The organism is Cupriavidus sp. GW823-FHT07B10, from assembly GCF_058794355.1.
The window spans coordinates 243,370-270,286 of the sequence record NZ_JBXAGS010000002.1 but is presented as its reverse complement, the minus strand read 5'-3'; the positions used below and the strand labels follow the sequence as shown (position 1 = coordinate 270,286).

The window sequence follows — 26,917 nt, the reverse complement described above, 5'->3', positions numbered from 1 at the left end:
GCTAGAGCGAGACGGATGAGCTGTAGAGACCCTGCGCAAGTACGTGTTAAGTTGCAGCTCCTTCAAGGAACCCAAGCAAATAGCGGGGGCGGCACAGGCCGCGCGGAGAAAGAGATACTTAAGAGTCACTGGAGGCGACGCCAGTGGGCGTGCCTCTTGCCAGCCAAGAAGCGCTTCCGGACTGGCTTATGCCGATACGATAGCAGTAGCAGGGCGCGTGCGAAGCACCAACGCTAACCCAAAAATCAATGCAACAGCATTAGCCACGGCATAACCCAGCACCGCCCCACGTGCCCCCAGACGCGGCACAGCAATCAGGTCGACAATTACTGTTGTTGCGAGCACCAGCGCCCACTTCACTGCCACCCACCGTGGCTTGCGCAGATACACCGGCAATAAACCCAATCCAACATCCGCAAATATCAGCGTCGACGCCAGCGCTGCCAGCCGCAGCAGCACGACCGTCTCACCGAACGCCTGCCCGTACAACAACTGAACCACCCATTCAGCACAAAGTGCCAGGATGATTGCCCCGCAAAGCCCGATTGCGACAATGCCGCCAGTTACGCGCAGCACATTCCGTCGTGCCGCTCCCACCGATTGCTGGCCGAACACATACATCGGCGCAACCCCGGCCGCCAGGATCGTAGCGATAGCTGAAAAATTATCCAGTACTTGCATGGTCGCTGCATACGCCCCCAGCTCTGCAAGTGGCACGTACGGCTTGAGAATCAGCTGGTCCGCACGTCGCGCGCACACCATCAGCATGAAGCTCACCCAGAACAGCGTCCCATCGCGTACCAGGTCTCGGGTCAGCGACGTGTCGCGGGTCGGTACGGTACGCGGCGCGCGCGACAGGTAGTACCAGGCTAGCAGCGCAGCGGCAATCAGCGGTTCGATGGCAAATGCTGTCGCATACGCAGGCACCAGGTTGACGCCGGTAAAGAACAGTGTGCCGACCAGCCCAGCCTTCGCAGCCAGTGCAATGAGGTTGAAGACTACGTTCGGCCGGTTGTGCGTACGCGCCTGCATCCAAGCGATGACCACGCCGAAGGGTTCGCGCAGCATGATGGCCGTGCCGAGGATGGCTGCGGGGATCCACGTGTCTGCCGGCTGTTGTGTGAATGCCAGGTAAGCGCACATCAGGGCATAGCCGGCAAGGCCTGCGGTCAGGCGGATCGCAAAGGCGTGGGCGAGCAGCGCGTGGGTGGCTTCCGGGGCCGGCCGGGCGACGAGCCTTGGTACCACGACTTCGGCGGAGCAGATCAATGGAATGGAGGCCGCGATGAACACCAGCGATTGCGCATACTGGAAATGCGCGAAGCCCTCAGTACCAAGCGCGCGCGCCAGCATGCCGACTACTGCGATGCCGACCGCGACCTGAAGCCCGCGGTCAGCGAGCATCCAAAGCAAGTTGCCGGCAACTTTGCGGCGCATCAACGGGCTTCCTTCAGTTGGTGGTATTGCGCCAGCCATTGCCGTGCGACGGCGGCCATGTCGAAGCTGTTGATCACCCGCTGTCGGCGTCGATGCTGTTGAGCTTGGGTGCCGGGCAGTTCCTCGATGGCGGCCGCGAGGCCCCTGGCCAGCGCTGCAGCGTCGCCAACCGGTGTGATCGTGGCGACATCGCCTGCCAGTTCGGCCACACCGGCCGCTGCGGTCGAGACTACCGGCAAACCGCTGGCCAAGGCTTCGCCAACGGCCAGCGGCATGCCCTCGATGCGCGATGACAGGACAAAGACATCGGCTGCGCGCAATAGCTCAGGGATGTCGTTCCTTGCGCCAGCCAGCAGCACGGCTTGATTCAATCCAAAATCTGCGATCTGGCTTGCGAGTTTGGCGCGCAGCGGTCCGTCGCCGGCAATCATCAGCCTGGCCCTCGGAAGCCTGCGATACACCTCGCGGAATGCCTCGATCAACATGGCCTGGTCCTTCTCTGGCACCAGCCGGCCAACATTCAGCACCAGCACTTCTTCAGCATTGAGGCCAAGATCCTGGCGCATGCGCTCACGCGAGGCATCGTCCTGCCGGAAGCGATTGGTATCGATGCCGTTGGGCATCACGATCACGCGGCCGCTTGGCACCGCGCCACTCGCAATCATGGCCTGCCTGCCCGCTTCGCTGACATGGGTGGTGAGGTCGCACCAACGGTCCGTCGCGCGATAGGCGAGGGCGCTCAGCCTGCCGCCTTCGCGCGCGCTATGGGCGGAACAAATGACTGGCGGCATCGCGCAAGTCCGTGCGAGCATCCGAGCAAACAGGTTGCCGTGGATCATGTGGGCGTGGATCACGTCCGGTTGCCACTGGCGAATAATGTGTCGTGCCTTGCGCAGCGCAGCGAGCATCGACGCCGGCATTTTGCGCATGCCAAGTTCGGTCACGGGGATGCCTGGCGGCAGATCCACTTCCGTGCCGGCGGTCAGGTTCAGGATGGCAACGTCGTTCCCAAGGGCTAGGAAGCTTCCGGCAAGCGCGGCGATTTGCTGCTCGGCCCCACCTAGCTTGAGCCCGGTGGTGATCACCAGGATGCGCAATGGCCGTTGCGAATCATGACTGCCTGCATTCGCCATCAGCGGGCCCCGTAGCCTGTCAATAGCGTACGCATTGTCTTCACCGCGATCAGCATATCCAGTGCCAGCGAGCAGTGCTTGACGTAGTACAGGTCGTAGCTCAGCTTGGTCACGGTTTCTTCATGACTACCGGCGTATCCCTGTTGTACCTGCGCCCAGCCGGATAGCCCGGGACGAACCAGGTGACGGTAGGGGTAGTAAGCAATCGTTTCCGAGAACTGCTCGACCATTGGCACCTGCTCCGGCCGGGGTCCAATGAAACTCATTTGGCCGATCAAGACGTTCCACAGTTGTGGAATCTCGTCGAGCCGGTATTTGCGGATGATGCGGCCCACACGCGTGACACGCGGATCGCGCTGCGCGGCGAACTGCGCCGGGGCGCTTTTATCGACGCCCATGCTGCGGAACTTGAGCATGACAAACGGTTTGCCGAACAGGCCCACGCGTGACTGGCGGAAGATGGCGCTGCCTGGCGTTTCCAGCCGGATCGCCAATGCCACGGCCAGGCCGACGGGCAGGGCGAATGGTGCCAGGCAAAGCACGCCAAGGATGTCGACGGCTCGCTTGAGATAACCGTAGAGGTAATGGGCCGCGTAGTCATCGAGGAAGTTCTCATCGATGTGGGACAGCCCAACTCTTCCGGTCAGCATTTCGCCAACGCGCTCCACCGAATACATCCGCACGTCGCTCATCTTGTACCGGGCGAGTTGCCGGGTGCGCTCCGGGTCTGCCGTGGCGCTTCGGTCGAGCATCAGCCCGTCACAATGCTCGGCGTCCTCCAGTGAGCGGATGAGTTCGAATCGCATGTGCGCAGCTCGTGCTGCACCGGGTATGGTCAGTATGGTGTCCAGTTGCTCTAGCGCATGGGGGTCCGTATAGCCGAACACCGGAACGTAGTTCTGCACGAAACGGCGGTAGCCCAGCCACGTCCAACCCAGCGTGATGATGTAGGCGAGCAGCATCGCGCCGCGGGAGTATTCGATATGGAATGCAGCGAAGACGAATAGAAGCGCCACGAATGGCAGCGTGGCGGCCAGCCCGACAAGGCTGTTCCCTTCCATCGCCGGCAGGTGCAGTGAGCGATGCAGGAGCATGAAACCGGCCAGATACGGCACGATCGACCACAGCAGCGTGCGCGTGAACACATGGGTCACGAACCCGGCCCGATGGGCCAGCTCCGCCAGCGCCGCGTTGACTGCAAACAAGGCCAGTCCCAGCGCCGCCCATGCCAGCATCCGGCTGATGCGGCGAATGGTTTCCGAGCCGGCGATGCGCCGGCGGACCGTATGGCGGGGCAGGGCGTCGGTCTTGGTCGAATGCATCATGTCGGCACTCGCGTCGCGCGCGGCGGGGTCGGGAGCGCGGCCTGGTAGATGGTCCATGTGGCGTCGGCCATCCGTTTCAGGCCGAAAAGTTGTTCCCAGCGTTGGCGGGCGGCGCGGCCAAGGCTGGCGCGGAGGGCGGGTTCGCCGGCAAGGCGCTCGAAGGCTGCGGACAATGCGGATTCGTCATGGTGGTTGACCAGCAGGCCATGCTTGCCATCTTCCAGCTGTTCCCGGATTCCGGGCAGGTCAGAGGCGATGATCGGCAGCCCGGCTCGCATGGCTTCCAGCACGGAAAGGGGGAGGCCTTCATGGTCGGAGGCCAGCGTGAATGCCTGGGCGGTGGCCAACAGTCCGGCGATATCTGTCACGCTGCCTGGGAATGAGACCCGGCCGGGCGCGATGGCCTCGGCCAACTGCTGCATAGCCTCACGCTCCGGACCATCCCCTGCCAGAACGAGTTCGCAATCGGGCAGGCTGGATCTCGCAAACGCCCGGATCACCGCATCGGGCCGTTTCGGCGCCGCAAAGCGTGCCACCATTACGATCCGGCGCATCGGATTCTCAAGCGTGGCACGCTGAATGGTATCCGCTATCCCATTTGGAACGACAGCGATTCGATCAGCCGGCAAGGGCAGTGCCTTTGCCAGCCGCCGCTCCGCTTCCGCCACGCAGATTACGCGCGCCGTCAGCGGCGCCAACATCCATTCCGCCACGCGCGCAGCGATGCGCTGGCGCGCCGGAGCCTCGGGCTTGAACGCGAAGCCATGGACTGTGTAGATGACAGGTATGCCGAGCAGGAATCCGGCGATGCGGCCCAGCGCGCCGGCCTTGGCGCTATGCGCATGGATCAGGTCGGGCGCGACCTGTTTCAGCGCCTTGACCAACTCGCGCAGGGCAGCGATCGCCCGCCACGGGGACAGCGCGTTGTCTAGCCGCTCTAGCCGGATGGCCCGGGCACCCGCCTGTTTTGCGATATCGAACAGGGGGCCGTCGCCGCCCGCCAGCAGGACGGTATCTGCCTTGCCCGCCATCGACTGCAACAGGTCGGCGACATGCGACTGCGCGCCGCCGATCTCCGAATTGGTGATCAGATAGGCGATGCGAGGGCGTGGCGAAGGCTGGGCAGTTGGTCTCAAGGTTCTGTACGTCTGTAGCCGGGTCGCGGCCGCCATATGTCACAGGGCAATGCAAGCTGTGAGGGAGGTTGCCGGGTGCCCGGGCAGATTGCTGCCGGCAACCATGGCGCCCCAAACGGGGAGCGGCCCAGGAGCGGCGGACAGGGCACCGCTCGATGTAGGACAGACTCCGAAAATTGTGTCCATCCGTGATAATGCGGCGATTATACCGCCCGGGGATGCCGCAATCCGGCAAAATAGCACCCTTTGGTGCGTCGCATTTTCTGTTTTTGAAAGTGCGGTGCGGCCGGAACGCGATACAGGAAGCCACATGCAAATCGATCCCACCATTTTTAAAGCCTACGACATCCGCGGAATCGTGGGTAAGACTCTCACGCGCGACGTTGCGCGCCAGATCGGGCTGTCGTTCGGTTCGGCGGCGACTGAACTGGGCGAAAAATCCATCGCCGTAGGCCGCGACGGCCGCCTCTCCGGCCCCGATCTCATCTCCGGCCTGGTAGAAGGCCTGCGCGCCGCCGGCCTGGACGTGATCGACATCGGCCTGGTAGCCACCCCCATGGTCTACTTCGCCACCAACATCGAGATCGACGGCGTCCGCCCGACCTCCGGCATCATGGTCACCGGCAGCCACAACCCGCCGGACTACAACGGTTTCAAGATGGTGCTGGCCGGCAAGGCGATCTATGGCGAGCAGATCCAGGCGCTGCGCCAGCGGATCGAAGCGGGCCAGTTCAGCAGCGGTGCCGGCACCTACAAGCAAGTCGATGTGCGTCAAAAGTACCTCGACCGCATTATCAGCGACGTCAAGCTGGCGCGTCCCATGAAGATTGCCCTGGATGCCGGCAACGGCGTGGCCGGCGCCTTCGTGGGTGACCTGTTCCGTGGCCTGGGCTGCGAGGTGACTGAGCTGTTCTGCGACGTGGACGGCAATTTCCCGAACCACCACCCTGATCCCGCACATATCGAGAATCTGCAGGATCTGATGAAGGCCCTGCGCGAGACGGACTGCGAGCTTGGCCTGGCCTTCGACGGTGACGGCGACCGCCTTGGCGTGGTGACCAAGGACGGTCAGGTGATTTTCCCGGACAGGCAACTGATGCTGTTCGCTGAAGAGATCCTGTCGCGTAATCCGGGCGCGCAGGTTATTTACGACGTGAAATGCACCGGCAAACTGGCCCCCTGGATCCGCGAGCACGGCGGTGAGCCGCTGATGTGGAAGACCGGCCATTCGCTGGTCAAGGCCAAGCTGAAGGAAACGGGCGCGCCGATCGCGGGCGAGATGAGCGGCCACGTGTTTTTCAAGGATCGCTGGTACGGTTTTGACGATGGCCTGTACACGGGTGCGCGCCTGCTGGAGATCCTGTCGCGCCACGCGGATCCGAGCGCGGTGCTGAACGCGCTGCCGAATGCCAACAACACGCCGGAACTGCAGCTCAAGTGTGCCGAGGGTGAGCCGTTCACGCTGCTGGACCAGATCAAGGCGAACGCGAAGTTCGAAGGGGCGCGTGAGGTGATCACCATCGATGGCGTGCGCGTGGAGTATGCCGATGGCTTCGGCCTGGCACGCCCGTCCAACACCACCCCGGTGGTGGTGATGCGTTTCGAGGCGGATAACGACGCCGCGCTGGCGCGTATCCAGGCGGAGTTCAAGCGCGTGATCCTGGCAGAGAAGCCGGATGCTCAGCTCCCGTTCTGAGCGCGCGACGGTGCCGGCGGCATCATCGGACGCGGCCGGTGTGGCGCAGCCCACGCCGGCCGCGGTGCCTTTCATACTGCCGGAACGGCCGCGCATCCTGCTGGTAAAGGTGTCGTCGCTCGGTGACGTGGTGCACAACATGCCGCTGGTGCATGATCTGCGCGCGCGCTGGCCGGGCGCCGAGATCGACTGGGTGGTGGAAGAGGGCTATGTCGAGCTTGTCCGTCTGTTGCCGGAGGTGCGCCGGGTAATTCCGTTTGCGCTGCGGCGCTGGCGCAAGCGCGTCCTGCAGGGCGGCACCTGGCGCGAGGTGCGCGAGGTGCGTGACGCGCTGCGCCAGGAGCGCTATGACGCGGTGATCGAGAGCCAGGGTTTGCTCAAGACCGCGGTGGTTGCGCGCGTGGCCGCGCGGGCGCCCGGTGCGCCGATTATCGGGCTGGGCAATGCCACGCAGGGCTCCGGCTATGAGCCGGCGGCGCGGCTGCTATACACCGATCCGGTGCGTGTGCCGCGCCAGACGCATTCGGTGCGGCGCTCGCGCTTGCTGGGCGCTGCGCTGACCGGGCTTGTGCCGGCGGAGCCGCCGCAGTTTTTCGGGCCTGCCGCGCAGTCGCTGCATGTGGACGATCCGCTGTGGGGCGATCTGCCTGCGCGCTATGCCGTGTGCTTCCATGCGACCGCTGGCGCGCGCAAGAAATGGGCGGTGCAGAACTGGCATGCGCTGGGCAGGCGGCTGGCGGATGAGGGACTGGTGATGTTGCTGCCGTGGGGCAATGACAAGGAACGCCAGGCTGCCGAAGAGATCGCTGCCGGTGTGCCGCAGGCGAGGGTGTTGCCGCGATTCTCGGTGATGCAGGGTTTCGGGCTGATCAACCGGGCCGAGGTGGTGATCGGGGTCGATACGGGCCTGGTCCATATCGCCGCGGCATTGTGCCGGCCGACGGTAGAGATCTATACGGCCACGTGGCGCTGGAAGACTGAGGGCTACTGGTCCGGGCGCATCGCCAATGTCGGTGACGACGGCGTGGTGCCATCGGTCGATGAGGTCTACGACGCGGCTTGCCGCGTGCGCGGAGTGGCTGCCTGATGCTGCGTTTGCTCTATAGCATGTTGTGGGTGGTGGTGCTGCCGCTGGCGCTGCTGCGCCTGGCCTGGCGTGCGCGCAAGGAGCCGGGCTACTTGCAGCATGTCGGCGAACGCCTGGGTATATACGGCAGCCTGCCCCGGAAAGGTCCGTGGCTATGGGTCCACGCCGTGTCGGTGGGCGAGACCCGCGCCGCGCAGCCGCTGATCGAGGCGCTGCTCGGCGCCTATCCGCACCACCGCCTGCTGCTGACGCACATGACGCCGACCGGCCGCCAGACCGGTGCGCAGCTGTTCGGCAAGGAGCCGCGCATCCTGCAGTGCTACCTGCCGTATGACCTGCCATGGCTGGTGGGGTGTTTCATGCGGTACTTCCGGCCGCAGGCGGGCATGCTGATGGAGACGGAGGTGTGGCCCAACCTGGTGCGCGGCGCGCGCAAGGCCGGAGTGCCGTTGTTCCTGGTCAATGCGCGCCTGTCGCCGCGCAGCTTCCGGCGCACGGCGCGGTTTGGGCGTGCTGCGGCGGTCATGTATGGGGATTTTGCGGGCGTGCTGGCGCAGACGGCGGGTGATGCCGAGCGCTTTCAGGCGTTGGGCGTGCCGGCGGTGCAGATAACCGGCAACCTGAAGTTCGATATGCAGCCGGCGCCGGCAGACGTTGCGCTGGGCGAGCAGTTGCGCAAGGTCATTGGCACGCGTGCGGTGCTGGCAGCCGCCAGCACGCGCGAGGGAGAGGAGCCGATGTTGCTCGACGCGTTCTCCCGTTGGCAATCACTGGCGGGCGATGTCCCGCGTCCCGCTCTGCTGCTGATCCCCCGTCACCCGCAACGCTTCGATGAAGTCGCCGCGATGGCGGCGCGTGCGGGGTTCTCGGTCGAGCGCCGGAGTGCACTGGATCTTGACGGCATCCAGTCGCCGCTGACTGCCGATATCGTGCTGGGCGATTCGATGGGCGAGATGGCGATGTACTTTGCTGCGTCGGATCTTGCCTTTATCGGTGGCAGCCTGTTGCCGTTGGGGGGACAGAACCTGATCGAGGCCTGCGCGGTCGGCACGCCGGTGCTGGTCGGTCCGCATACCTTCAACTTTGCGCAGGCGACGGAAGACGCGATTGCCGCGGGCGCTTGCCTGCGCGTCGACAATGCCGATGCGCTGATGCGCACCGCAGCAATCGTGCTGGCCGATCCGGCCCGTCTGGCCGATATGCGCGCGCATGCGCAGACCTTTGCGGGTCTGCATCGGGGCGCCACCGTGCGCACCCTCGCTGCGCTGGCCCCGGCGCTGGAAGGCTGATCCGGCGCTTACCCTGGTGCCTTGACCAGGGCATCCCACTGCAAGGCAAGCCGTTCCAGCGTGAAATGGCTTGCCTTGTGGCGGCCACCGGCGCCAAGGCGGCTCGCCAGTTCCGGTTGGCGGATCACCGCCAGCAGCGCCTTGGCCAGCGCATCGGCGTCATCCGGGGCAACCACCAGCGCATCCTGCCCCGGGGTGAGCAGTTCGCGGGGTCCGGTCTCGCAATCGGTTGATACGATCGGCAGGCCAAAGGCCATCGCTTCGATCAGCACCAGCCCGAATCCCTCATAGCGCGAACTCAGGCAGAAGACCGATGCACGCCCGTAGGCCTGCGCCGGATCCTGGCAGATGCCCGGCAGGCTGGCCCGGCCTTGCAGTTGCAACTGGCCGACCAGTGCAGTGAGGGCAGCGCGCGCTTCGCCTTCGCCGTGGATGACCAGTTGCCATTCCGGTTCCGCTTCCACCACCTTCTGCCAGGCGCGCAGCAAGACATCGAAACCTTTCGCCGGGACCAGCCGGCCCATGGCCAGCACGGTCTTCTGCATGCGTGGCGCGGGTTCGGCCGGCATCGGAAATGGCAACGGATTCGGCAGGCAGACTACCTCGCTGCGCGGCCGCAGTGCCTCAAGCCAGCGGCGGCGGTCCCGTTCTGTCAGCACGACCACCTGCCGGCAGAACTGCGCGGCCAGCCGACGTGCCACCTTGCGCGCCGGCTTGCCGAGATCCTCGTCGAAATGGCAATGCTCCCACGCGATATGGTGCAGGCCCAGGCCGAGCGTGCCAGGCAGCACGAAGAGTTCGAGCATGGTGTCGACCTGTACCAGCACATCGATGCGATGCGCGGTGCAGTGCCTGCGGATGCCAGCGACCGTGGCGAAATAGGCGCGTTTGAAGGAGGGCCGTTGCGCGAACAGCGCTTCATGGCGCACGCGTGGATGCAGAGGGAACCGGCTGGCAGCATCCCAGAGGCTCAGGATCGTGACACGATGGCCAAGATCGGCCAGCGCATTGGCGATCGTTGCGGTCATCCGCTCCGCGCCGGCCATCGCATTCAAGGTACCGGTCAGGAAGCAGATGTGGCGTCGTGAGTCCTGGCTCAACTGGCCGCCCGCGCGGGCAATGCGTCCTTGCGAGCAACCACATAGGCAAAGCAAACGGCCATGATCAGGCTGTAGAAGGCATTGACCAGGGTCGTGGCGAACATGACCTCGGTCAGGCCGAACACCATGAAGCCGCAGCACAGGGCCAGGCCCATGGCGCTGGCAACCTGCGTGCCCCGGTCTGCATTGCCAAGATGGCGCAGGAAGAAGGCGGCTGGTACCAGATACAGGGCAAGGATTGCCAGTAGGCCCGGGATGCCGAGCGTGGCCGTAGCATGCAGGAGTTCATTGTGTGAATGCGGCATGGTGGCAGCCATTGGGGTGATTACATGCCGCGCCGCAAGTGTTTGCAGGGTCCACTCAAACTTCTCTGGCCCTACGCCGGTCCAGGGGTGAGCCTGTATCATTTCCAGTGAGGCCCGCCAGAGCTGTAGCCGTATCCCGGTTGGGGTGTCCAGCGTTACATGCTGAGCGAATTGAGACACTTCGGATACAACGTCTGCCATGCGCTGCTGCACGCGGGCGCTGCCGAGCCACGCGAGGCTCATGAGGCCAGCCAGCCCAACCATGGCCGCCGCTTTGTGCATCCGCGTCAGCCTGTGTGATGCAGCTAGCGCAATGAGTGCCAGCACGGGGATGGCGAGCCAGCCGCCACGCGTGCCGCTCATGTATGAGGCGTACAGGCCGGCAAAGCCTGCCAGCAGCTTCAGGCCCGATTGCAGGTAGTCCCTGGGACGATCCCATCCAATTGAAATCAGGGCGAGTATTCCCATCAGCATGGAAAGATTGCTAAGGGGAATGATATTGGAGGACCCTACGTGAGCTGGGCGACCGGCAGCTGTCGCCTCGTGAATCCAGGCCGCGGAAAGGAGCGCACAGACCACGAAACCCCACTGCACATTCCGCATCCCACCCCTGCCAAGCCGTACCATCCCAAAAACCAACGGAATGAACAAAGCAAAGCGCAGGTAAAGGTAAGAAACATGCGGCTCCTCCGCCCCCGACAGCAGTTGCTGCAACAGCACTGCCAGCGGCAACGCCGCCATGGCCAGCATGAAGAACCAGTACCTGCGCAACAGCCCCCCACATTCCGTCCGGCCCTCGCGTCCGCCGGCAACGAGAGTGATGGCGCTCCAGCCGAGCAGGAGTCCGTAGCAGAGGTTGCTAACCGTCGGCTTGACAAACATCAGCGCAGGGAACGCTGCCAGAACGGCACAGGCGGCCAGGTACAGAGCTTTGTCGACCCCATACGATTGGGGTCTCTGCAATCTCGTCATCAAGAGCATGGAGAGAGGTTTCCGGAGGAAGGGTTGTGCACTCGGGATGCGGGCCGATCCATCCTTCTTATTATTTTGTCGCCGCCTGTTGGGCAGCGGAGCCTGTCGGTCACATTGCTGGGCCGGGCGAGGCAATTATATCGGATGGTCAGGGTGGGATTTCTTGATGTTCCGCATCCTAGCCCGCCGAACCGGTTGGGACGTTACAGAATGTATGTGATTCAATCGATGCTTCACCGGCGCTTTGGCGCAACCGCCTTGCTAAACTGATGTATCAGTAGGGTGCACTTTTCGGCATGCCCTTTGTCAGATCTGTCGATTGCATCCATGCGGCCGTCTTGAGCGGCCTGTTACAGGAGCCCTTCATGCACAGCCGTACCAGCCTGTTCCCCTTCTCCCTGGCTGCCCGCAGCGCGGCCGCCTTGCTGGTGGCAGCCATGCTCGGGGCCTGCACGACCGCGCCGGCGCCTGACCTCCCCTCCGCCGGCACCAACCTCAACCAGACCCAACCCTCCGGCCCCAGCCGCTGGGAACTGGTGCGCTGGCAGCAGCCCGACGGCGCGCAGCGCGATATCCCGCACGGCGACAACGGCCAGCCCATCATTTTTGAGTTCAATGAGGGCATCGATGCCGCGCAGGGCACGGTCAGCGGTACCAGTGGCTGCAACCGCTTTACCGGCAGCTATGGCAAGACCGATACCGGCATCCGCTTCGACCGCATCGCCGGCACGCGCATGGCTTGCCCGCCGCCGCGCATGGAACTGGAATCGGCGTTGCTCAAGGCGATGCAGACGCCGTTTGCCACGGTCGGCACGCAGCCGTCGGCGGGCAGCACGGGCCGGCAGATCATCTGGAAGACCGCCGGCGGCGACCTGCTGCAGTTTGTCGAGCGCGAAGGCGTGGGCAGGCGCGGTGCGAGCGTGGAGGCCGGCGGCGTGGAGAAGGTGGTCTTTATCGATTCTCAGCGCGTGGAGTGCTCCGGCGTGGGCAAGATGACGTGCTACCGCTGGCGCGAATCGCCGGAGGCGCCGTGGCAGCTCTGGTATGGCCCGATCGAGGGGCTGGACTTTGAGCCGGGCGTGGCCTACACGCTGCGAGTGCGCGAGTACCAGGTGCCGAACCCGCCGGCGGATGCGTCGTCGATCCGCTGGCAGCTGCTGAAGGTGGAGTCGCGTACGCGGGCGAAGTAGTGCGACGCCGTTCACGCAAACGGGCCGCAGTTGCGGCCCGTTTTGCTTTGCGGCGTGCTGCGGAGGATCAGGAGCGCGGTGCGCCGGCGGGCGTGGCTTCGCGCCGCGTGCCGCGGCGCTCGACCGAGGCGCGCGGGTTTGCCGGGGCCCTGGCGCCGGCCTGGGCGGGCGCGGGCAGTTTGTACAGCGCGCCCGGCGAAGAGGTCAGCAGGGTGTTGATCTGCACCACATCGGCTTCCTGCAGCACGCCAGTGGAGGCCTTCAGCCTCAGGCCGTTCATGATGGTGTCGTAGCGGGCCTTGGCCAGGTCGCGCCGGGTCGAAAACAGTTGCGCTTCGGCGTTGAGCACGTCGATATTGATGCGCACGCCCACTTCATAGCCGAGCTGGTTGGATTCCACCGCACTGGTGGCCGAGCGTTCGGCGGCTTCCAGGGCCTTGACCTGGGCCAGGCCGTTGGACACGCCGGAGTAGGTCTGGCGGGCCGTCTGCGCGGCGCTGCGGCGCGCGAATTCCAGGTCGCTGGCGGCCTTGTCGGCCAGGGCCAGGGTCTCGCGCACGCGCGACTGGATCTGGCCGCCGGCGAAGATCGGCATGGTCAGCTGCACGCCGATCTGCGAGGCGTTGTAATGGGTGGAGATCGCCTGCGTGGCGCTGCCGGTCTGGTTGGTGAAGCCGTACGAGGCCACCAGGTCGACCGAGGGCAGGTGGCCGGCCTTGGCCTTGTTGGTTTCGCGCTGGGCGGTTTCCAGGTTGTAGCTGGCCAGGTTCACCTGCAGGTTGCTGGTCTCTGCCTGCGCGGCCCAGGCGTTGACGTCGGGCGGCTGCGGGCCGGGGATGGGTGCCTCGGGGCGCAGGCCCAGCACTTCGTCGACCGGCTTGCCGGTGATCTGCTGCAGCGTGGCGCGCTTGATCTCAAGGTCGCTCTGCGCGGCGATTTCGGTCGAGGTGGCCAGGTCGTAGCGGGCTTGGGCGTCGTTGGTGTCGGTGATGGTGGCGGTGCCGACTTCGAAATTGCGCTTGGCCTGCTCCAGCTGCTCGGAGATGGCCTTCTTCTGCGCGCGTGCCAGGTAGAGGTTGTCCTGTGCCGCCAGCACGTCGAAGTAGGCCTGCGCGCTGCGCGTGATCAGGTCGAGCTCGGCCTGGTGGAAGCTGACTTCACCGGCCAGCGACGCCAGTTCGCCCTGCTTGTAGGTTTCCCAGCGGTCCCAGCGGAACAGCGGCTGGCTCAGCTGCAGCTGCCAGTTGTTGTTGTTGAAGAAACGCGTGCCGGAGGCGCTGGGCGATCCGCCGATCGGCAGGGACGCGGTCTGGTCGAGCTTGGTGCGGTTGGCGCCCGCGGTGCCGACCACCTGCGGCAGCAGCCCGGCGCGGCCCTGGGGCAGCCGCTCGCGCGTGGCCAGCAGCTGCGAGCGCGCGCTGGCAAACTGCGCGTCATTGGCTTGCGCATCGCGATAGACCTGCAGCAGGTCGGCCGCGCTTGCCGGTGCCGCCGGCATCATGGCCAGCAGCGGGGCAAGCAGGGAAACCGCGATCGCCAGGCGTGTCCGGATCACTCCGGGCAGGGCGTTGGGCGCAAACGTCATGAAAGCTCCAGGTTGCCGGGCGCGGGCCGCGGCTACAGTCGATTCTTCTTGGTGTTGCTGTGCTGGACTGCCGCTTCAGTACTTCGGCATGGCCGGGTCGACATCGCTGGCCCAGGCGTCGACGCCGCCGGTCAGGTTGTAGACCTTGCCGTAGCCCTGGCGCTCCAGGTAGGCCGCCACCTGCATGCTGCGTGCGCCGTGGTGGCAGATGCAGACGATGTCGGCGTCTTCGTCGAGTTCGGCCGCGCGCGCGGGGATGTCCCGCATCGGGATGTGGGTGATGCCGGGCATGGCGCAGGTCTGCACCTCCCAGCCTTCACGCACGTCGAGCAAGACCGGCTTGGCGCGGCTGGCATCGGCCAGCCACTGGGCCAGTTCGGTCGCTTTGATGACCTGCATGGTGGATCTGTCCTCAGAACTGGAATTGCGACGGCCGGGCCGCGCCCTGCAGGGGCTTGACCGCGGTTTCGAACAGGTTGACGACCTGGTATTCGGTCTCGGACACGCGTGTGACCAGGCGCGCTTCCATTACCGGCAGTTCGCCGATGAAGGCGGCGATGCGGCCGCCCACCTTGACCTGCGACAGGATCGACTGCGGAATCGCCGGCAGCGAGCCCGAGATGCAGATCACGTCGTAGGGCGCGGCGGCGCTCCAGCCGTCGGCGGCGTTGCCTTCGGCCACGTCGACGTTGGTGACGCCCGCGTTGGCCAGGTTGGTGCGGGCCAGCTCGACCAGCTCGGGCACGATGTCCACGGTCAGCACGTGGCGCGCGCGGTTGGCCAGCAGGGCGGCCATGTAGCCGGAGCCGGCGCCGATTTCCAGCACGTTCTCATGCTTGCGCACGGCCAGGTCCTGCAGGATGCGGGCTTCCACGCGCGGCGCCAGCATGTTCTGCCCGGCGGGCAGCGGAATCTCCATGTCGACGAACGCCAGCGAGGCGTAGGCGGCCGGGACGAACTGCTCCCGCTTGACTACCGCCAGCAGGTCCAGGATTTCCTGGTCCAGCACGTCCCACGGGCGGATTTGCTGTTCGATCATGTTGAATCGGGCTTTTTCGAGATCCATCTTGCCATTCCTTACCAATGCCAACCGCTGTCGGTCTGTGCGCCGGCCGCGCGGTGCCACGGCCGGACAGTCTTATCAAACCCTTTATTTTAACCTTGCAGACGCCGCCAGGCTCATTCCGCGCTGGCCTCCGCCGGGGCCGGGCGATCCGGTGCCGCTTGCCGGCCGGGCGCGGGCTGCGCGTGCGCTGCGGGCTCGCTGGCGGGCTTGCCTTGCCACAGCCGGCGCAGCCAGGCGCCGAAATCATCAAGATACGTATAGATCACCGGCACCACCACCAGCGTCAGGATCGATGAGGTAATGATCCCGCCGATCACGGTCTGGCCCATCGGCGCGCGCTGCTCGGCGCCTTCGCCCAGGCTGAAGGCCAGCGGCACCATGCCGAAGATCATCGCCAGCGTGGTCATCAGGATGGGGCGCAGCCGCACGTGCGCGGCCTCCACCAGCGCCGCCTCGCGCGACAGCGGCTGGCGGCCGTCGCCAACTCCACCCTGGTCCACATGGCCCTGGCGCGCCTGGTTGGCGAAGTCCACCAGCAGGATCGCGTTCTTGGTCACCAGCCCCATCAGCATGATGAAGCCGATGATCGAGAACATGTTCAGCGTCGAGCGGAACAGCAGCAGCGCCGCGAACACGCCGACCAGCGTCAGCGGCAGCGAGGTCATGATGGCGATCGGCTGGAAGAAGCTGGCGAACTGCGAGGCCAGGATCATGTAGATGAAGATCACCGCCAGCGCCAGCGCGGACACGGCGTAGCCGAAGGACTCGTTCATCGACTTGGTCGACCCGCCAAAGCGGTACTTGTAGCCGCCCGGCCAGTTCATGCCGTCCAGCGCGGCCTTGACGTCGCGCGCGACTTCGCCGGCCGAGCGCCCGGCCACGTTGGCGGTCAGCTCGACCTCGCGGTTCAGGTCGCGCCGGCTGATCTGGTTGGCGCCGGTGGTCGGCACCAGCTCGGCGATCTGGCGCAGCGGCACCATCCTGGGCGAGCCGTCGGCGTTGGTCTGGCTGCTGGCGATCATCAGCGCGCTCAGGTCGGCCATGCCGGTGCGCGCGTCCCTGGGCAGGCGCACGCGCACGTCGTAGTTCTCGTCATCGGGCGCGCGCCATGAGCTGATGGCGTCGCCGGCCAGCAGCGGGCGCAGGGCATTGCCGATCTGCGCTACGCCCACGCCCAGGTCCGAGGCCAGCTCGCGCCGGATGCGCACCTCGATGGTGGGGCGGTCGTCCTTCATGCTCGAATCCAGGTCGGCCAGGCCGCGGATCGCCTTCATGCGCGTGCCGGCTTCCCTGGACAGGCGCCGCAGTTCGTCCAGGTCATCGCCCTGGATCGATACCTGGATCGCCTTCTGGCCGCCGGCGCCGTCGGGCATGCCCACCATCGTCAGCGTGATGCCGGCAATGCCCGCCAGGCGCTGCCGGATCAGCGGGTTGAGCTGCGCGGTGGACAGCTGGCGCGAGCGCCGCTCGGTCAGGCGCACCGACACCAGCGCATTGTTGCGGCCCGAGGCATTGCCCGAGTTGATGGTGGCGTAGGTGTAGGCCACTTCGGGGAACGATTTGAGCGCGGCTTCCACCTGCCGCACCTTGGCTTCGGTGACTTCGATCGAGGTGCCGACCGGCGTGGTGAAGCCCACCTGGGTCTCGCCCAGGTCGGCATTGGGCACGAATTCCGTGCCGATCAGCGGCACCAGCGCAAAGCTGCCGAAGAAGGTCACCGCGGCGATGATGGCGGTGGCCAGCCGGTGCTTCAGCGCCCAGCCCAGCATGCCGGCGTAGCCGTTGCCAAGCTTGTCCATCTTTGCCGAGAACCAGTCCAGCAACCGCCCCACCGTGCGCCCATACCAGCTCTTCTTGTTGCCGGTGCCGTGCAGGTCCGGGTCATGCCAGACCGACGACAGCATCGGGTCCAGCGTGAACGAGACGAACATCGAGATCAGCACCGCCGCCACCACGGTGATGCCGAACTGGTGGAAGAAGCGCCCGATGATGCCGCCCATGAAGCCCACCGGCAGGAACACCGCCACGATCGAGAAGGTGGTGGCCAGCACCGCCAGCCCAATCTCGTTGGTGCCGTCCAGCGCCGCGCTGCGGTGGTCCTTGCCCATCAGGTTGTGGCGCACGATGTTCTCGCGCACCACGATGGCATCGTCGATCAGCAGGCCCACGCACAGCGACAGCGCCATCAGCGTGATCACGTTGAGCGTGAAGCCGCACATATACATCACGCCGAAGGTGCCGATCAGCGCGATCGGCAGCGTCAGGCCGGTGATCACCGTGCTGCGCCAGGAGCCCAGGAACAGGAATACGATCGCCACCGTCAGGAAGGCGCCTTCCAGCAGCGTCGATCGCACCTCCTTGACGCTGCTGCGGATGCCGCGCGCGGTGTCGTTGACCACGTTCAGCTGCACCCCGGCCGGCACCAGCTTGCGTGTTTCCTCGGTCATGCGCACCAGGCCGTCGACGGTATCGACCGTGTTCTGTCCCTGCGCCTTCACCACCGACAGGAACAGGGCGCGCTTGCCGTCCAGCAGCGCCAGGCTTTCCTGCTCTTCCTGGCCGTCGCGCACATCGGCAATCTCGCCCAGCGTGACCGGCTGTCCGGCGCGGCGCGCGACGATGATCTGGCGGAACGCGTCGGGGGTGGGCACGCGGCCCTTGATCTGCACCACCGTTTCCGTGGCCGAGGAACGCAGCTCGCCCGCGGGCAGTTCCTGGTTCTCGTTGCGGATGGCGTTCATGACCTGGTCCACGCCGATCCCCAGCGCCTCGAGCTGCGCCGGCCGGATGCGGATCTCGACCTCGCGCTTGGTGCCGCCCACGATATTGATGGCGCCCACGCCGCGCACCGTCTCCAGCCGCTTGCGCACGATCTGGTCGGCGATGGTGGTCAGCTCGCGCTGGCTGCGGGTGGCGCCCGGTGCGTTGGAGACCGAGAGATAGAAGATCGGCGCATCGGACGGGTCATAGCGCAGCACGCGCGGCTCTTTCACCTCGTCGCGGAACTGCGGGCGGATCAGCGCGATCTTGTCGCGTACGTCCTGCGCGGCCTGGCCGACGTCGACGCTCAGGTCGAACTTGATGACGACGACCGAAGTGCCCTGGTACGAATGCGAGAAGATCTCGTCGATGCCGGAGATGGTGTTGACGATCTCCTCGACCTTGCGCGTGACGTCGGACTCCACCGACTCCGGCGCGGCGCCGGGATATTCCGTCTGCACCACCACCACCGGGAAGGTGATGTCGGGGAACTGGTCGACCGGCAGCCGCTGGTAAGAGAACAGCCCCACCACGATGAAGGCCATCATCATCATGGTGGCCAGCACCGGGTTGCGGATCGACAGGCGCGTGAACCACATGGCGCGGGCCCTTATGCCTTGACGCGCTTGACCTGGCTGCCGCTGCGCAGCGTGCCGAGGTTGTTGCGGACGATCTCGGTGCCCGCGTTCAGCCCCGAGACGATCTCCACCATGCCGCTGGCCTCGTCGCGGATGCCAAGCTGCACCGGGCGCTCGGCCAGCGTGTCCTTGTCGATGGCATAGACAAAGGCGCGCTCGCCTTCCGTGCGCACCGCCGAGGACGGCACCGCCACTACGCCGGCACGCTCGCCCAGCACCAGCGCGCCGCGCGCGAACATGCCGGCGCGCAGCTTCTGGTCTGCATTCTCGACGCGGATATAGACCATGATGCTGCGCGTGCCCTGGCTGACTGCCGGGTTGATGCGCACCAGCTTGCCGGTGAAGCGGCCGGCGCCTTCCACGTCCAGCGCCACCGGTTGGCCGACCGCGGCGCGCGCCACGTCCGCCATCGGGATCGGCGCTTCCAGTTCCAGCACGCGCAGGTCGACCACGTCGACCAGGCGCGTATCCGGCGAGACCTTCTCGCCCGGCTGCACCGCGCGCGCGGCCACCATGCCGTCGAGCGGGGCCTTGACCACGGTGTCGGCCAGCGCCTTCTGCGCCACCGCCAGGCCGCCCTGGGCCGCGTCTAGGTTGGCGTGGGCGACGTCCAGGTCGGCCTGGTACTTGTCGAACGCGGTCCTGGAGATAAACCCTTTGCCGACCAGCTCGCGGTTGCGCTCCCAGGTCTGGCGCGAGTTCTCGAACTGCCCGCGCGTGGCCAGCATCTGGCCGCGCGCCTGCGCCACCCTGGCCTCGTACTCGGTGGGATCGATGCGCACGATCACCTGGCCGGCGCGCACCGGCTCGCCCTCACGTACCAGCACCGCCTTGACCTCGCCAGAGACCTTGGCCTTGACCGAGGCCTGGTTCAGCGCGCGCAGGCTGCCCGACAGCGGCAGCGACACCCGCAGGTCCTGGCGCGCCACGCTGACCAGGTCGGTCTGCAGGAATTCCACCACGTTGACGGCGGCCTGGGCCGGCGCCTGCGGCTGGCGCGCGCTGCCGGCCTTGCGCACGGCGACCGTGGCGGTCAGCGCGATGGCGATGCAGGCGGCGGTGATCAGCAGGGGCTTGCGCTTCATGTTCAGGGGCCGGATCGCGGCGCAGGGGGATCGGGCTCGGCGTCGGCTTCCATGGCGGCGGCGCGTTGCGCCAGCATGTCGTCGCGGATGCGTTCCCAGATATAGGGGCCGGTCTGCGGCGGCAGCGGGCGATTGCGGGCATCGCCGGTGGTGAGCCCGAACAGCAGCGTGTCCAGCAGGCCGTCCAGGAAGGCCTCGGGGTCGATGTCCTTCTCGGCGGTGGCGCGCAGCGCGCGCTGCCACAGCATCAGGAACACCAGCGGCGCACAGACCAGCGTCGTGGTGGGGTTGGCCGGCAGAGCGCGGAATTCGCCGCGCGCCACGCCACGGGCCAGCACCTTGGCGAACAACTCGTCGCCCGGCATCATCACTTCCTGGTTATAGAAACGGGCGATGTCGGGGAAATTGGCCGACTCGGCCATGATCAGCTTGGTCAGGCCCGCCACTGGCGTGGCGCCGATCAGGCCCCACCAGCCGCGCAGCAGCTCGCGCAACAGCTCGGGTGTGCTGCCGTCGTAGGCGTCGACCAGGTCCGAGCCGCGCGCCAGTGCCGGCACCAGGTTCTCGCGCACCACCGACTTGAACAGCTCTTCCTTGTTGGCAAAGTAAAGATAGACCGTGCCCTTGGACACGCCGGCCGCCGCGGCCACGTCTTCCAGCCGGGTGGCCGCATACCCGCGCTCAACGAAGAGGTCGAGCGCCGCGGCCACCAGCTCTTGCGGGCGGGCGGCCTTGCGCCGGCTCCAGCGCGGGGTGTCGGCGTCCTTGTGCGGATCGGCGGGTGTTTTCACGGATGTCTTGCGGGTACTGCGGGGCACGTGGGGGCGGGTCAGAAAGTTAATAACTTGTGGGTCAGTAATGTAGATGAGCGCCATGAGGGGGTCAAGCGCAGGCCGGCGACCCTCGGGAACACACCGAGGCGGCACTGAGGCTGATTTGCTATGTGTGGCTTGTTGTGCGCTTTCTCCGGCGGCGCCCGGGCGCGGCTTACGGCGTTTTCCTTTTCTTACAGGACGACAGCGGCCCTTCGGGCACAATGTCCGTTTTGTGCCGGCCGCTTTGCGGCTGTCCATTGCACATCCTGAACCATCGTCATGAGCTGCCGGTCAGACCTTTCCTGCCGCGCGGGCTGCGGCGCCTGCTGCATCGCCCCGTCGATTGCCTCGCCGCTACCCGGCATGCCCGCCGGCAAGCCGGCAGGCGAGCCGTGCGCGCAGCTGCTGCCGGATATGCGCTGCGCGGTATTCGGCAGCCCGGACCGGCCTGCGTTCTGCGGCGGCCTGAAGCCGTCGGCCGAGATGTGCGGCGATTCGCGCGAAGCCGCGCTGCACTGGCTGACCCGGCTGGAAATCCTGACCGCGCCGCAGGCCGGGCCCGGGCGGCCCGGTCCGCTCGCATGACGCCTGGTACGCCACCTGACTATCCCGCAATCGGAGGCAATATGATCCGGACTTCCCGACGGCGCTGGCTTGCCGCGGCAGCCGCGGCCACGCTGGCCGTGGGCCTGGCCGCCTGCGGCGCCTTCCGCAACGAATACACCTTCTCGCAAAGCCAGCTGCAGGCGGCGCTGGAGCGCAAGTTTCCGTTCAACAAGCGCTATATGGAGTTGTTCGACATCCAGCTGACCAACCCGCAGCTGACGCTGGACCCGGCGCGCAACCGCGTCAACGTGCAGTTTGACGCCATGATCGACAACAAGCTGTTCTTCAGCCGGGCCCTGTCAGGGCGTTTCGCCCTGGACAGCGGCCTGCGCTATGACGAGCCCACGCGCTCGGTGGTGCTGCAGGACCCCGAGGTGCAGCGCTTCGACGTGCAGGGCATGCCCGCGCAGTTTTCGCGCCAGCTCAACGCGCTGGGCGGCATCCTGGCCGAGCAGCTGCTGCAGGACTATCCGCTCTATACCTTCCGCGAAGACCAGCTGCGGGTTGCCGGCAGGAATGTGGCACCCGGTACAATCACCGTTTTGCCAGACGGCATCAACGTCAAGATCAACCGCCCGTGACCGGGGCGCTCATACAACAATCCAGGCGGTCCGGCGCGCATGCCGGGCAACGCCCATGACCACGTTTCTCCGTTCCGCATGGAAATCGCACTTGCCCTGAAAGCCGTGATACTCGGCATCGTCGAAGGACTGACCGAGTTTCTCCCCATCTCCAGCACCGGCCACCTGATCCTGGCCGGCCAGCTGCTCGACTTCAACGACGAGAAGGGCAAGATCTTCGAAATCGTGATCCAGTTCGGCGCGATCCTGGCGGTATGCTGGGAATTCCGCGCGCGCATCGGCAACGTGGTGCGCGGCCTGCGCGCCGAGCCGCTCGCGCAACGCTTTGCCGCCAACGTGGTGATCGCCTCGGTGCCGGCCATCGTGCTGGCCTTTATCTTCGGCAAATGGATCAAGGCCCACCTGTTCAACCCGATCTCGGTGGCGCTGGCCTTTATCGTCGGCGGCGTGGTGATCCTGCTGGCCGAATGGCGCGACGCGCGCCGCGGCACGGTCTCGCATCCGCAGGGCAATGCGCTGCTGGAGGCCGCCAAGGCCGGCGCGCCGCGGATTGAATCGGTCGATGACCTGAACTGGCGCGATGCCCTCAAGGTCGGCCTGGCGCAATGCTTCGCGCTGGTGCCGGGCACCTCGCGCTCGGGCGCCACCATCATCGGCGGCATGCTGTTCGGGCTGTCGCGGCAGGTGGCCACCGAGTTCTCGTTCTTCCTGGCGATCCCGGTGATCTTCGGCGCCACCGTCTACGAGCTGTACAAGGCGCGCGCGCTGCTGAACGGGGACGACCTCGGCATCTTCGCGGTGGGCTTCGTCTTTGCCTTCCTGTCCGCCTTCCTGTGCGTGCGCTGGCTGCTGCGTTTCGTCGCCACGCATGATTTCAAGCCGTTTGCCTGGTACCGTATCGCCTTCGGCATCGTGGTGCTGTTGACCGCGTACTCCGGCCTGGTGTCCTGGCACGCCTGAGCGGGATTGCAGCAGGCAACAAAAAAGCGTGGCAGGTGCCACGCTTTTTTGTTTCTCCGTCGCCAGCGCTCAGGCGCGCTTGCGAAAGACCACGTCCCACACGCCATGCCCGAGGCGCACGCCGCGCCGCTCGAACTTGGTCACGGGCCGGTAATCGGGCCGCTCGGCAAATCCGTCCGCAGCGATCGAGGTGTTCTCCAGCAACGGCTCGCCCGACAGCACTTCCACCATCTGGTGCGCATACTCTTCCCAGTCGGTCGCGCAATGGATATAGCCGCCCGGCTTCAGCCGCGCGGCCAGCACCTTCACCAGCGGCGGCTGCACCAGCCGGCGCTTGTTGTGGCGCTTCTTGTGCCAGGGGTCCGGGAAGTAGATATGCACGCCGTCCAGGCAGTCATCGGTCAGCATATGCGCGATCACCTCCACCGCATCGTGCTGGAGGATCCGCACATTGGCCAGGCCGCGCTCGTCGATCAGCTTGAGCAGCGCGCCCACGCCGGGCTCATGCACCTCGCAGCCCAGGAAGTTGTCTTGCGGCCGCAGGCCGGCGATATGCGCGGTGGTCTCGCCCATGCCGAAGCCGATCTCAAGGATCGACGGTGCCTTGCGGCCAAATGTTGCCTCCCAGTCCAGTGGCTGCGGTGCGTACGGCACCATCATGCGCGGCCCGACTTCGTCGATGGCACGCTGCTGCCCGGTCGAGGTCCGCCCCGCGCGGCGCACGAACGAACGGATCCGGCGCGGATGCGCAACGCCTTCAGGATCGGCAGGAGAGGGGGCGGACGCTTGTCCGGCGCTGTCTACCGGCGCGGCGTCGTCAGCCGGCGTCGGTTCGGTGCTGGGGTCTTGGGGAAGCATGGCAACAAAAAAGCCGCCGGGCAGATCACCGTAATGGTGGCAAAGGCGGCTTGTCTCGACTGGAAGTGGAGCGGGCGATGGGAATCGAACCCACGTCTTTAGCTTGGGAAGCTAAGGTAATAGCCATTATACGACGCCCGCGAATCCGCGATTCTATGCGGATTTCCGGCGAAGACGCAAGCAGCCAGCTACGGTACGGGCAAAATAAGTGCCTGTGCCAGCACTAACGTCCTGATCCGCTACCACGTAGAAATCGCCTGCGGCGTAAACACCGGCATCCCGATACCAGCCGCCGCATCCGTCAACGGCTCGATTTCCACCGCGGGACGCTCCGACCTTACCTGGCCGAAGATGGCCGCAAACGGTATGTCCGCGGCATCCCGGCCGGTGCCGATGCGAAGCAGGCCGGTGGGGATCGAGATGCCCGAAGGATCCAGCAGGTACCAGCGGTGCGACAGGTAGACCTCCACCACCGCGTGGAAATCCGGCCCGCCCATGTCTGCGTCCGCGCCGTAGTCGAGGCTGCTGGACATGCGTGCCGGGATGCTCAGCGCGCGGCACAGGGCGATCATCAGGTGGGCGAAATCCCTGCAGACGCCGGTGCGTTCCACGATTGTGTCGGCAGCCGAGGTGCGTTCGTTGGTGGACCGCGACAGGAAGCGCACATGATTGCGCACCCACTCGCGGATGGCGTAGACGCGCACATAGCCCCGCAGCATGCCGCCGAACTCGCGGCTGGCGAATTCCATCAGGCGGTCGGATTCGCAGTAGCGGCTTGGTGCCAGGTAGGGCAGGACATCGAAGGGCAGCTCGGCAACGGGCACTTCTGACAACCTGTCGCCGTCTTCCAGGTAGTGATCGATGTCGATGATCGCCTCATAGCGGATGCCGAGGGGGCCCTGGGGTGCGCGCAGCCTGAGCAGCCGGTTGGCCAGCACGGGATCGGTGTAGCGGGCGGTCTCGAGGCCGGGCGGCAGCGTCAGCTGCTCCGAGACGACGGACTGCCGGGGCGTGCGGGCGGCTTCGATATTGAGCAGGAAGTCCGCCATGGGATCCATGACTTCATAGGACAGGCTTACTGCGTACCTGAGGCGGTTCATCGGGTGGTCAGCACTGGCTGGGGCCGTGGAAAGGCGGCCGGTTCCCTGGGGCCGGAAATGGCGGTGCATCCATTGCCAGTGTAGTGCGGCAGCCAGACCGTGACCTGTCAGCGGCGCCGCGCGCGTGCCGGCGGTGCGCCGGTGTCCTGCCTTGTCACCGCTTCGAGGGCTTCGCGCAACCGGATCACGGCGGGCGGCGCCTCGATCTGCGCCGGGGTGATGAAGACCAGCCGGCCCGATGCAAACGGGGTGCGCAGCCGCACTTCCCGCACCATCGACATGGCCTGGTAGTGGGACAGCGCCGTGGCCGGCGCCACCGTCAGGAAGCCGCCCGCGGCGGTCATGGCCAGGTTGCTGTGGAACGAGGCCGATTCGATATGCGGAACGGGCGGCAGCTGGCCGGCGTCGAGGAATGGCTGCTCGAACACGTCGCGCGTGTGGGTGCCGCGCGGCGGCAGGATCCAGGGACCTTCATGCAGGTCCGCCAGCGCGACCTCGCGGCGCCGCGCCAGCGCGTGGGCGGGGGCGCAGACCACGGCCAGGTATTCATCGCGCAGCGGGGTGATGTGGACCCTGGCCTTGAGCTGGTCGGTGTCGTCTTTCTGCAGCCGGCCCACGATGCAGTCGAGTTCGCCTTCGCAGAGCATTGCGGTCAGGCCGCCGACGCTATGTTCGCGCACTGCCAGCCGCGGCAGCGCGTCCTGGGCCCGCAGCAGCGCGACCGCCTGCGGCAGCACGTCCACGCCCACCAGCGGCAGCATGCCCAGCCGGACCAGCGGCACTTCCGGGCGCGCCTGCAGCGCCTCGCCGGCGGCGTCGATCACGCCCAGCACCACGCGCAGCCGCTCCAGCGCGCGTTCGCCCGCGGCACTCAGCCGTCCGCCGCGCGTGGTGCGTTCGATCAGCCTGCAGCCGAAGGCGTACTCCAGTTCCTGCAGCATCTTGGTGACGGCGGGCTGGCTGATATGCAGCGCTTCGCCGGCCGCGGTCAGCGAGCCGCTGCGCGCCACCAGGTCGAGCAGGCGCAGGTGCCGGATGCGCAGCCGGTCAATCCGGTTGGGAGACGGCGTGGCGGCGCTGGCGCGCGTAGGGGAGGCGGGACTCATAACAAAACGTGATGATTCCATCAAGACTGGATAATTGTTTCGAATGGCCCGGCGCCGGACAATCGGGGCAAACCATGGAGGAGACATGCGATGCATGCCAACGTCGGGCGCCGCCTGCTGCTGAAGTCCCTGCTGGCGCTGCCGGCCGCTGCCGCGCTGGGCAGGGCCGGTGCGGCCAGTCCCTATCCCAACCGCCCGATCCGGCTGGTGGTGCCCTACGCCGCCGGCGGCGGTCCGGATATCCAGACCCGCAAGCTGGCTGAGTTGCTGGCGCGAGAGCTTGGCCAGCCGGTGGTGGTCGAGAACAAGGTCGGTGCAGGCGGCATCCTGGCCGCGGAGTTTGTCGCGCAGCAGCCGGCGGATGGCTACACGCTGATGCTGGGTGCCTCGACCCATGTCACGCAGAAGCTGCTGCAGCCCGGCGCGAAGTTCGACCCGATGGCGTTCACCCACATCATCCGCGTCGGCGTCAGTCCGGCGGTGCTGGTGGTCAGCGCCGGCTCGCCGTACCAGAACGTGGCCGACCTGGTCGCCGCGGCGCGGCGCGCGCCGGGCACGCTGAACTACGCCTCGGGCGGGATCGGCTCGGCCGCGCATGTGTCGGGCGCGGCGTTTGCGTCGGCCGCCGGCATCGACGTGGTGCATGTGCCGTACAAGGGCTCGGTCGAGATCGTGCCATCGCTGATAAAGGGCGACACGCAGTTCGGCTTCCCGGTGGCGGCGACGGCGATTCCGCAGATCGCCAGCGGCAAGGTGCGGGCCCTGGCGGTGACCTCGGCCAGCCGCGCCGCGGTGCTGCCGCAGGTGCCCACGCTGAATGAGGCGCTGGGCCGCAAGGATCTCGATCTCGACGCATGGAGCGGCATCTGGGCGCCGCCGCATCTGCCCGCGCCGATCGTGGCGCGGCTGCATGCCGCGGTGATGCAGGCGCTGGGCGATCCCGGCCTGCGCCGGCGCTATGCCGAGATGGGCGCGGTGCTTGCGCCGACGCCCACGCCTGAAGCCTTCTCGCGGCTGGTGGCCGATGAGACCACCCGCATCCGCCAGGTTATCGACAAGAACCGCATCACCATCGAATAGGCTATCC

23 protein-coding genes and 1 tRNA gene are annotated in these 26,917 nt (G+C 66.3%); 8 read left to right on the top strand and 16 right to left on the bottom strand.

From position 1 onward, the window contains the following. Positions 1 to 186: 186 nt before the first annotated feature. The 4 genes from AC1Q6V_RS06085 to AC1Q6V_RS06070 are packed head-to-tail and all read right to left on the bottom strand — an operon-like array spanning position 187 to position 5,067. The gene (locus AC1Q6V_RS06085) at positions 187 to 1,437 is read right to left on the bottom strand and encodes an oligosaccharide flippase family protein (RefSeq protein ID WP_454751198.1); all 1,251 of its coding nucleotides are present in this window, start codon (positions 1,435 to 1,437) and stop codon (positions 187 to 189) included. Continuing rightward, positions 1,437 to 2,570 (bottom strand): glycosyltransferase, encoded by a 1,134-nt coding sequence (locus AC1Q6V_RS06080; protein ID WP_454751197.1) that lies wholly within the window; start codon positions 2,568 to 2,570, stop codon positions 1,437 to 1,439. Before AC1Q6V_RS06080 ends, AC1Q6V_RS06085 begins: the two co-directional genes overlap by 1 nt. Further along, the gene (locus AC1Q6V_RS06075) at positions 2,570 to 3,895 is read right to left on the bottom strand and encodes a sugar transferase (protein ID WP_058696738.1); all 1,326 of its coding nucleotides are present in this window, start codon (positions 3,893 to 3,895) and stop codon (positions 2,570 to 2,572) included. The genes AC1Q6V_RS06080 and AC1Q6V_RS06075 overlap by 1 nt, the downstream gene beginning before the upstream one ends. After that, the gene (locus AC1Q6V_RS06070) at positions 3,892 to 5,067 is read right to left on the bottom strand and encodes a glycosyltransferase family 4 protein (RefSeq protein WP_454751196.1); all 1,176 of its coding nucleotides are present in this window, start codon (positions 5,065 to 5,067) and stop codon (positions 3,892 to 3,894) included. The genes AC1Q6V_RS06075 and AC1Q6V_RS06070 overlap by 4 nt, the downstream gene beginning before the upstream one ends. A gap of 274 nt (positions 5,068 to 5,341) precedes the next feature. Here AC1Q6V_RS06070 and AC1Q6V_RS06065 point away from each other — a divergent pair, with 274 nt between their 5' ends. Genes AC1Q6V_RS06065 through waaA form a run of 3 tightly spaced genes read left to right on the top strand, consistent with a single transcriptional unit; the run spans position 5,342 to position 9,103 of the window. Then, positions 5,342 to 6,727, top strand: coding sequence for a phosphomannomutase/phosphoglucomutase (locus AC1Q6V_RS06065; protein ID WP_454751238.1), 1,386 nt, complete (start codon positions 5,342 to 5,344; stop codon positions 6,725 to 6,727). Beyond that, positions 6,708 to 7,814: a lipopolysaccharide heptosyltransferase I gene (waaC, locus tag AC1Q6V_RS06060; protein ID WP_454751195.1), complete on the top strand. Its 1,107-nt coding sequence runs from the start codon at positions 6,708 to 6,710 to the stop codon at positions 7,812 to 7,814. Before AC1Q6V_RS06065 ends, waaC begins: the two co-directional genes overlap by 20 nt. After that, complete coding sequence (gene waaA, locus AC1Q6V_RS06055) at positions 7,814 to 9,103, top strand: lipid IV(A) 3-deoxy-D-manno-octulosonic acid transferase (protein WP_454751194.1); 1,290 nt, start codon at positions 7,814 to 7,816, stop codon at positions 9,101 to 9,103. The genes waaC and waaA overlap by 1 nt, the downstream gene beginning before the upstream one ends. Before the next feature lie 8 nt (positions 9,104 to 9,111). Here waaA and AC1Q6V_RS06050 read toward each other — a convergent pair whose 3' ends face one another. Both AC1Q6V_RS06050 and AC1Q6V_RS06045 read right to left on the bottom strand, forming a co-directional pair. Then, positions 9,112 to 10,203, bottom strand: coding sequence for a glycosyltransferase family 4 protein (locus AC1Q6V_RS06050; RefSeq protein WP_454751193.1), 1,092 nt, complete (start codon positions 10,201 to 10,203; stop codon positions 9,112 to 9,114). Next, the gene (locus tag AC1Q6V_RS06045) at positions 10,200 to 11,489 is read right to left on the bottom strand and encodes an O-antigen ligase family protein (protein ID WP_454751192.1); all 1,290 of its coding nucleotides are present in this window, start codon (positions 11,487 to 11,489) and stop codon (positions 10,200 to 10,202) included. Before AC1Q6V_RS06045 ends, AC1Q6V_RS06050 begins: the two co-directional genes overlap by 4 nt. A 356-nt stretch (positions 11,490 to 11,845) precedes the next feature. Between AC1Q6V_RS06045 and AC1Q6V_RS06040 the strand changes: the two genes are divergently transcribed. After that, complete coding sequence (locus AC1Q6V_RS06040; RefSeq protein ID WP_058696701.1) at positions 11,846 to 12,670, top strand: META and DUF4377 domain-containing protein; 825 nt, start codon at positions 11,846 to 11,848, stop codon at positions 12,668 to 12,670. A gap of 67 nt (positions 12,671 to 12,737) precedes the next feature. Here AC1Q6V_RS06040 and AC1Q6V_RS06035 read toward each other — a convergent pair whose 3' ends face one another. From AC1Q6V_RS06035 to AC1Q6V_RS06010, 6 genes are all read right to left on the bottom strand, one after another. Continuing rightward, the gene (locus AC1Q6V_RS06035) at positions 12,738 to 14,255 is read right to left on the bottom strand and encodes a TolC family outer membrane protein (protein WP_454751191.1); all 1,518 of its coding nucleotides are present in this window, start codon (positions 14,253 to 14,255) and stop codon (positions 12,738 to 12,740) included. Positions 14,256 to 14,330: 75 nt separating this feature from the next. After that, positions 14,331 to 14,654, bottom strand: a complete 324-nt coding sequence (locus tag AC1Q6V_RS06030; protein WP_011615877.1) for a rhodanese-like domain-containing protein — start codon at positions 14,652 to 14,654, stop codon at positions 14,331 to 14,333. Positions 14,655 to 14,667: 13 nt separating this feature from the next. Then, positions 14,668 to 15,321: a protein-L-isoaspartate O-methyltransferase family protein gene (locus AC1Q6V_RS06025; RefSeq protein ID WP_010813784.1), complete on the bottom strand. Its 654-nt coding sequence runs from the start codon at positions 15,319 to 15,321 to the stop codon at positions 14,668 to 14,670. Positions 15,322 to 15,434: 113 nt separating this feature from the next. Continuing rightward, the gene (locus AC1Q6V_RS06020; protein WP_454751190.1) at positions 15,435 to 18,680 is read right to left on the bottom strand and encodes an efflux RND transporter permease subunit; all 3,246 of its coding nucleotides are present in this window, start codon (positions 18,678 to 18,680) and stop codon (positions 15,435 to 15,437) included. A gap of 11 nt (positions 18,681 to 18,691) precedes the next feature. Next, the gene (locus tag AC1Q6V_RS06015; protein ID WP_454751189.1) at positions 18,692 to 19,804 is read right to left on the bottom strand and encodes an efflux RND transporter periplasmic adaptor subunit; all 1,113 of its coding nucleotides are present in this window, start codon (positions 19,802 to 19,804) and stop codon (positions 18,692 to 18,694) included. A 2-nt stretch (positions 19,805 to 19,806) separates the two neighbouring features. Continuing rightward, complete coding sequence (locus AC1Q6V_RS06010; RefSeq protein ID WP_454751188.1) at positions 19,807 to 20,622, bottom strand: TetR/AcrR family transcriptional regulator; 816 nt, start codon at positions 20,620 to 20,622, stop codon at positions 19,807 to 19,809. Positions 20,623 to 20,898: 276 nt separating this feature from the next. Here AC1Q6V_RS06010 and AC1Q6V_RS06005 point away from each other — a divergent pair, with 276 nt between their 5' ends. From AC1Q6V_RS06005 to AC1Q6V_RS05995, 3 genes are all read left to right on the top strand, one after another. Beyond that, on the top strand, positions 20,899 to 21,204 hold the full coding sequence (locus tag AC1Q6V_RS06005; RefSeq protein ID WP_037023570.1) for a hypothetical protein: 306 nt from the start codon (positions 20,899 to 20,901) through the stop codon (positions 21,202 to 21,204). 41 nt (positions 21,205 to 21,245) lie between these two features. Further along, complete coding sequence (locus AC1Q6V_RS06000) at positions 21,246 to 21,806, top strand: DUF1439 domain-containing protein (protein ID WP_439668137.1); 561 nt, start codon at positions 21,246 to 21,248, stop codon at positions 21,804 to 21,806. Between the two features lie 78 nt (positions 21,807 to 21,884). Next, positions 21,885 to 22,766 carry an undecaprenyl-diphosphate phosphatase gene (locus tag AC1Q6V_RS05995; protein WP_010813778.1) on the top strand — a complete coding sequence of 294 codons (882 nt, stop codon included), beginning with the start codon at positions 21,885 to 21,887 and terminating at the stop codon, positions 22,764 to 22,766. A gap of 69 nt (positions 22,767 to 22,835) precedes the next feature. On the opposite strand, the gene trmB is transcribed toward AC1Q6V_RS05995, so the two are convergent. The 4 genes from trmB to AC1Q6V_RS05975 all read right to left on the bottom strand — a co-directional run bounded on the left by trmB (position 22,836) and on the right by AC1Q6V_RS05975 (position 25,830). Next, complete coding sequence (trmB, locus tag AC1Q6V_RS05990) at positions 22,836 to 23,624, bottom strand: tRNA (guanosine(46)-N7)-methyltransferase TrmB (protein WP_454751187.1); 789 nt, start codon at positions 23,622 to 23,624, stop codon at positions 22,836 to 22,838. A 66-nt stretch (positions 23,625 to 23,690) separates the two neighbouring features. Continuing rightward, positions 23,691 to 23,765 (bottom strand) — tRNA-Gly (locus tag AC1Q6V_RS05985). 98 nt (positions 23,766 to 23,863) lie between these two features. Further along, positions 23,864 to 24,724, bottom strand: coding sequence for a transglutaminase-like domain-containing protein (locus AC1Q6V_RS05980; RefSeq protein WP_011615870.1), 861 nt, complete (start codon positions 24,722 to 24,724; stop codon positions 23,864 to 23,866). A 107-nt stretch (positions 24,725 to 24,831) separates the two neighbouring features. Then, on the bottom strand, positions 24,832 to 25,830 hold the full coding sequence (locus tag AC1Q6V_RS05975) for a LysR family transcriptional regulator (protein ID WP_454751186.1): 999 nt from the start codon (positions 25,828 to 25,830) through the stop codon (positions 24,832 to 24,834). A 90-nt stretch (positions 25,831 to 25,920) separates the two neighbouring features. Between AC1Q6V_RS05975 and AC1Q6V_RS05970 the strand changes: the two genes are divergently transcribed. Beyond that, positions 25,921 to 26,910: a tripartite tricarboxylate transporter substrate binding protein gene (locus AC1Q6V_RS05970; RefSeq protein ID WP_454751185.1), complete on the top strand. Its 990-nt coding sequence runs from the start codon at positions 25,921 to 25,923 to the stop codon at positions 26,908 to 26,910. Positions 26,911 to 26,917 lie beyond the last annotated feature (7 nt).

Excerpts from the sequence above, each read along its gene's own strand:
- AC1Q6V_RS06085 (WP_454751198.1), bottom strand. The coding sequence starts at position 1,437 with ATGCGCCGCAAAGTTGCCGGCAACTTGCTTTGGATGCTCGCTGACCGC.
- AC1Q6V_RS06080 (WP_454751197.1), bottom strand. The coding sequence starts at position 2,570 with ATGGCGAATGCAGGCAGTCATGATTCGCAACGGCCATTGCGCATCCTG.
- AC1Q6V_RS06075 (WP_058696738.1), bottom strand. The coding sequence starts at position 3,895 with ATGATGCATTCGACCAAGACCGACGCCCTGCCCCGCCATACGGTCCGC.
- AC1Q6V_RS06070 (WP_454751196.1), bottom strand. The coding sequence starts at position 5,067 with ATGGCGGCCGCGACCCGGCTACAGACGTACAGAACCTTGAGACCAACT.
- AC1Q6V_RS06065 (WP_454751238.1), top strand. The coding sequence starts at position 5,342 with ATGCAAATCGATCCCACCATTTTTAAAGCCTACGACATCCGCGGAATC.
- waaC (WP_454751195.1), top strand. The coding sequence starts at position 6,708 with ATGCTCAGCTCCCGTTCTGAGCGCGCGACGGTGCCGGCGGCATCATCG.
- waaA (WP_454751194.1), top strand. The coding sequence starts at position 7,814 with ATGCTGCGTTTGCTCTATAGCATGTTGTGGGTGGTGGTGCTGCCGCTG.
- AC1Q6V_RS06045 (WP_454751192.1), bottom strand. The coding sequence starts at position 11,489 with ATGCTCTTGATGACGAGATTGCAGAGACCCCAATCGTATGGGGTCGAC.
- AC1Q6V_RS06040 (WP_058696701.1), top strand. The coding sequence starts at position 11,846 with ATGCACAGCCGTACCAGCCTGTTCCCCTTCTCCCTGGCTGCCCGCAGC.
- AC1Q6V_RS06035 (WP_454751191.1), bottom strand. The coding sequence starts at position 14,255 with ATGACGTTTGCGCCCAACGCCCTGCCCGGAGTGATCCGGACACGCCTG.
- AC1Q6V_RS06030 (WP_011615877.1), bottom strand. The coding sequence starts at position 14,654 with ATGCAGGTCATCAAAGCGACCGAACTGGCCCAGTGGCTGGCCGATGCC.
- AC1Q6V_RS06025 (WP_010813784.1), bottom strand. The coding sequence starts at position 15,321 with ATGGATCTCGAAAAAGCCCGATTCAACATGATCGAACAGCAAATCCGC.
- AC1Q6V_RS06020 (WP_454751190.1), bottom strand. The coding sequence starts at position 18,680 with ATGTGGTTCACGCGCCTGTCGATCCGCAACCCGGTGCTGGCCACCATG.
- AC1Q6V_RS06015 (WP_454751189.1), bottom strand. The coding sequence starts at position 19,804 with ATGAAGCGCAAGCCCCTGCTGATCACCGCCGCCTGCATCGCCATCGCG.
- AC1Q6V_RS06005 (WP_037023570.1), top strand. The coding sequence starts at position 20,899 with ATGAGCTGCCGGTCAGACCTTTCCTGCCGCGCGGGCTGCGGCGCCTGC.
- AC1Q6V_RS06000 (WP_439668137.1), top strand. The coding sequence starts at position 21,246 with ATGATCCGGACTTCCCGACGGCGCTGGCTTGCCGCGGCAGCCGCGGCC.
- AC1Q6V_RS05995 (WP_010813778.1), top strand. The coding sequence starts at position 21,885 with ATGGAAATCGCACTTGCCCTGAAAGCCGTGATACTCGGCATCGTCGAA.
- trmB (WP_454751187.1), bottom strand. The coding sequence starts at position 23,624 with ATGCTTCCCCAAGACCCCAGCACCGAACCGACGCCGGCTGACGACGCC.
- AC1Q6V_RS05980 (WP_011615870.1), bottom strand. The coding sequence starts at position 24,724 with ATGAACCGCCTCAGGTACGCAGTAAGCCTGTCCTATGAAGTCATGGAT.
- AC1Q6V_RS05975 (WP_454751186.1), bottom strand. The coding sequence starts at position 25,830 with ATGAGTCCCGCCTCCCCTACGCGCGCCAGCGCCGCCACGCCGTCTCCC.
- AC1Q6V_RS05970 (WP_454751185.1), top strand. The coding sequence starts at position 25,921 with ATGCATGCCAACGTCGGGCGCCGCCTGCTGCTGAAGTCCCTGCTGGCG.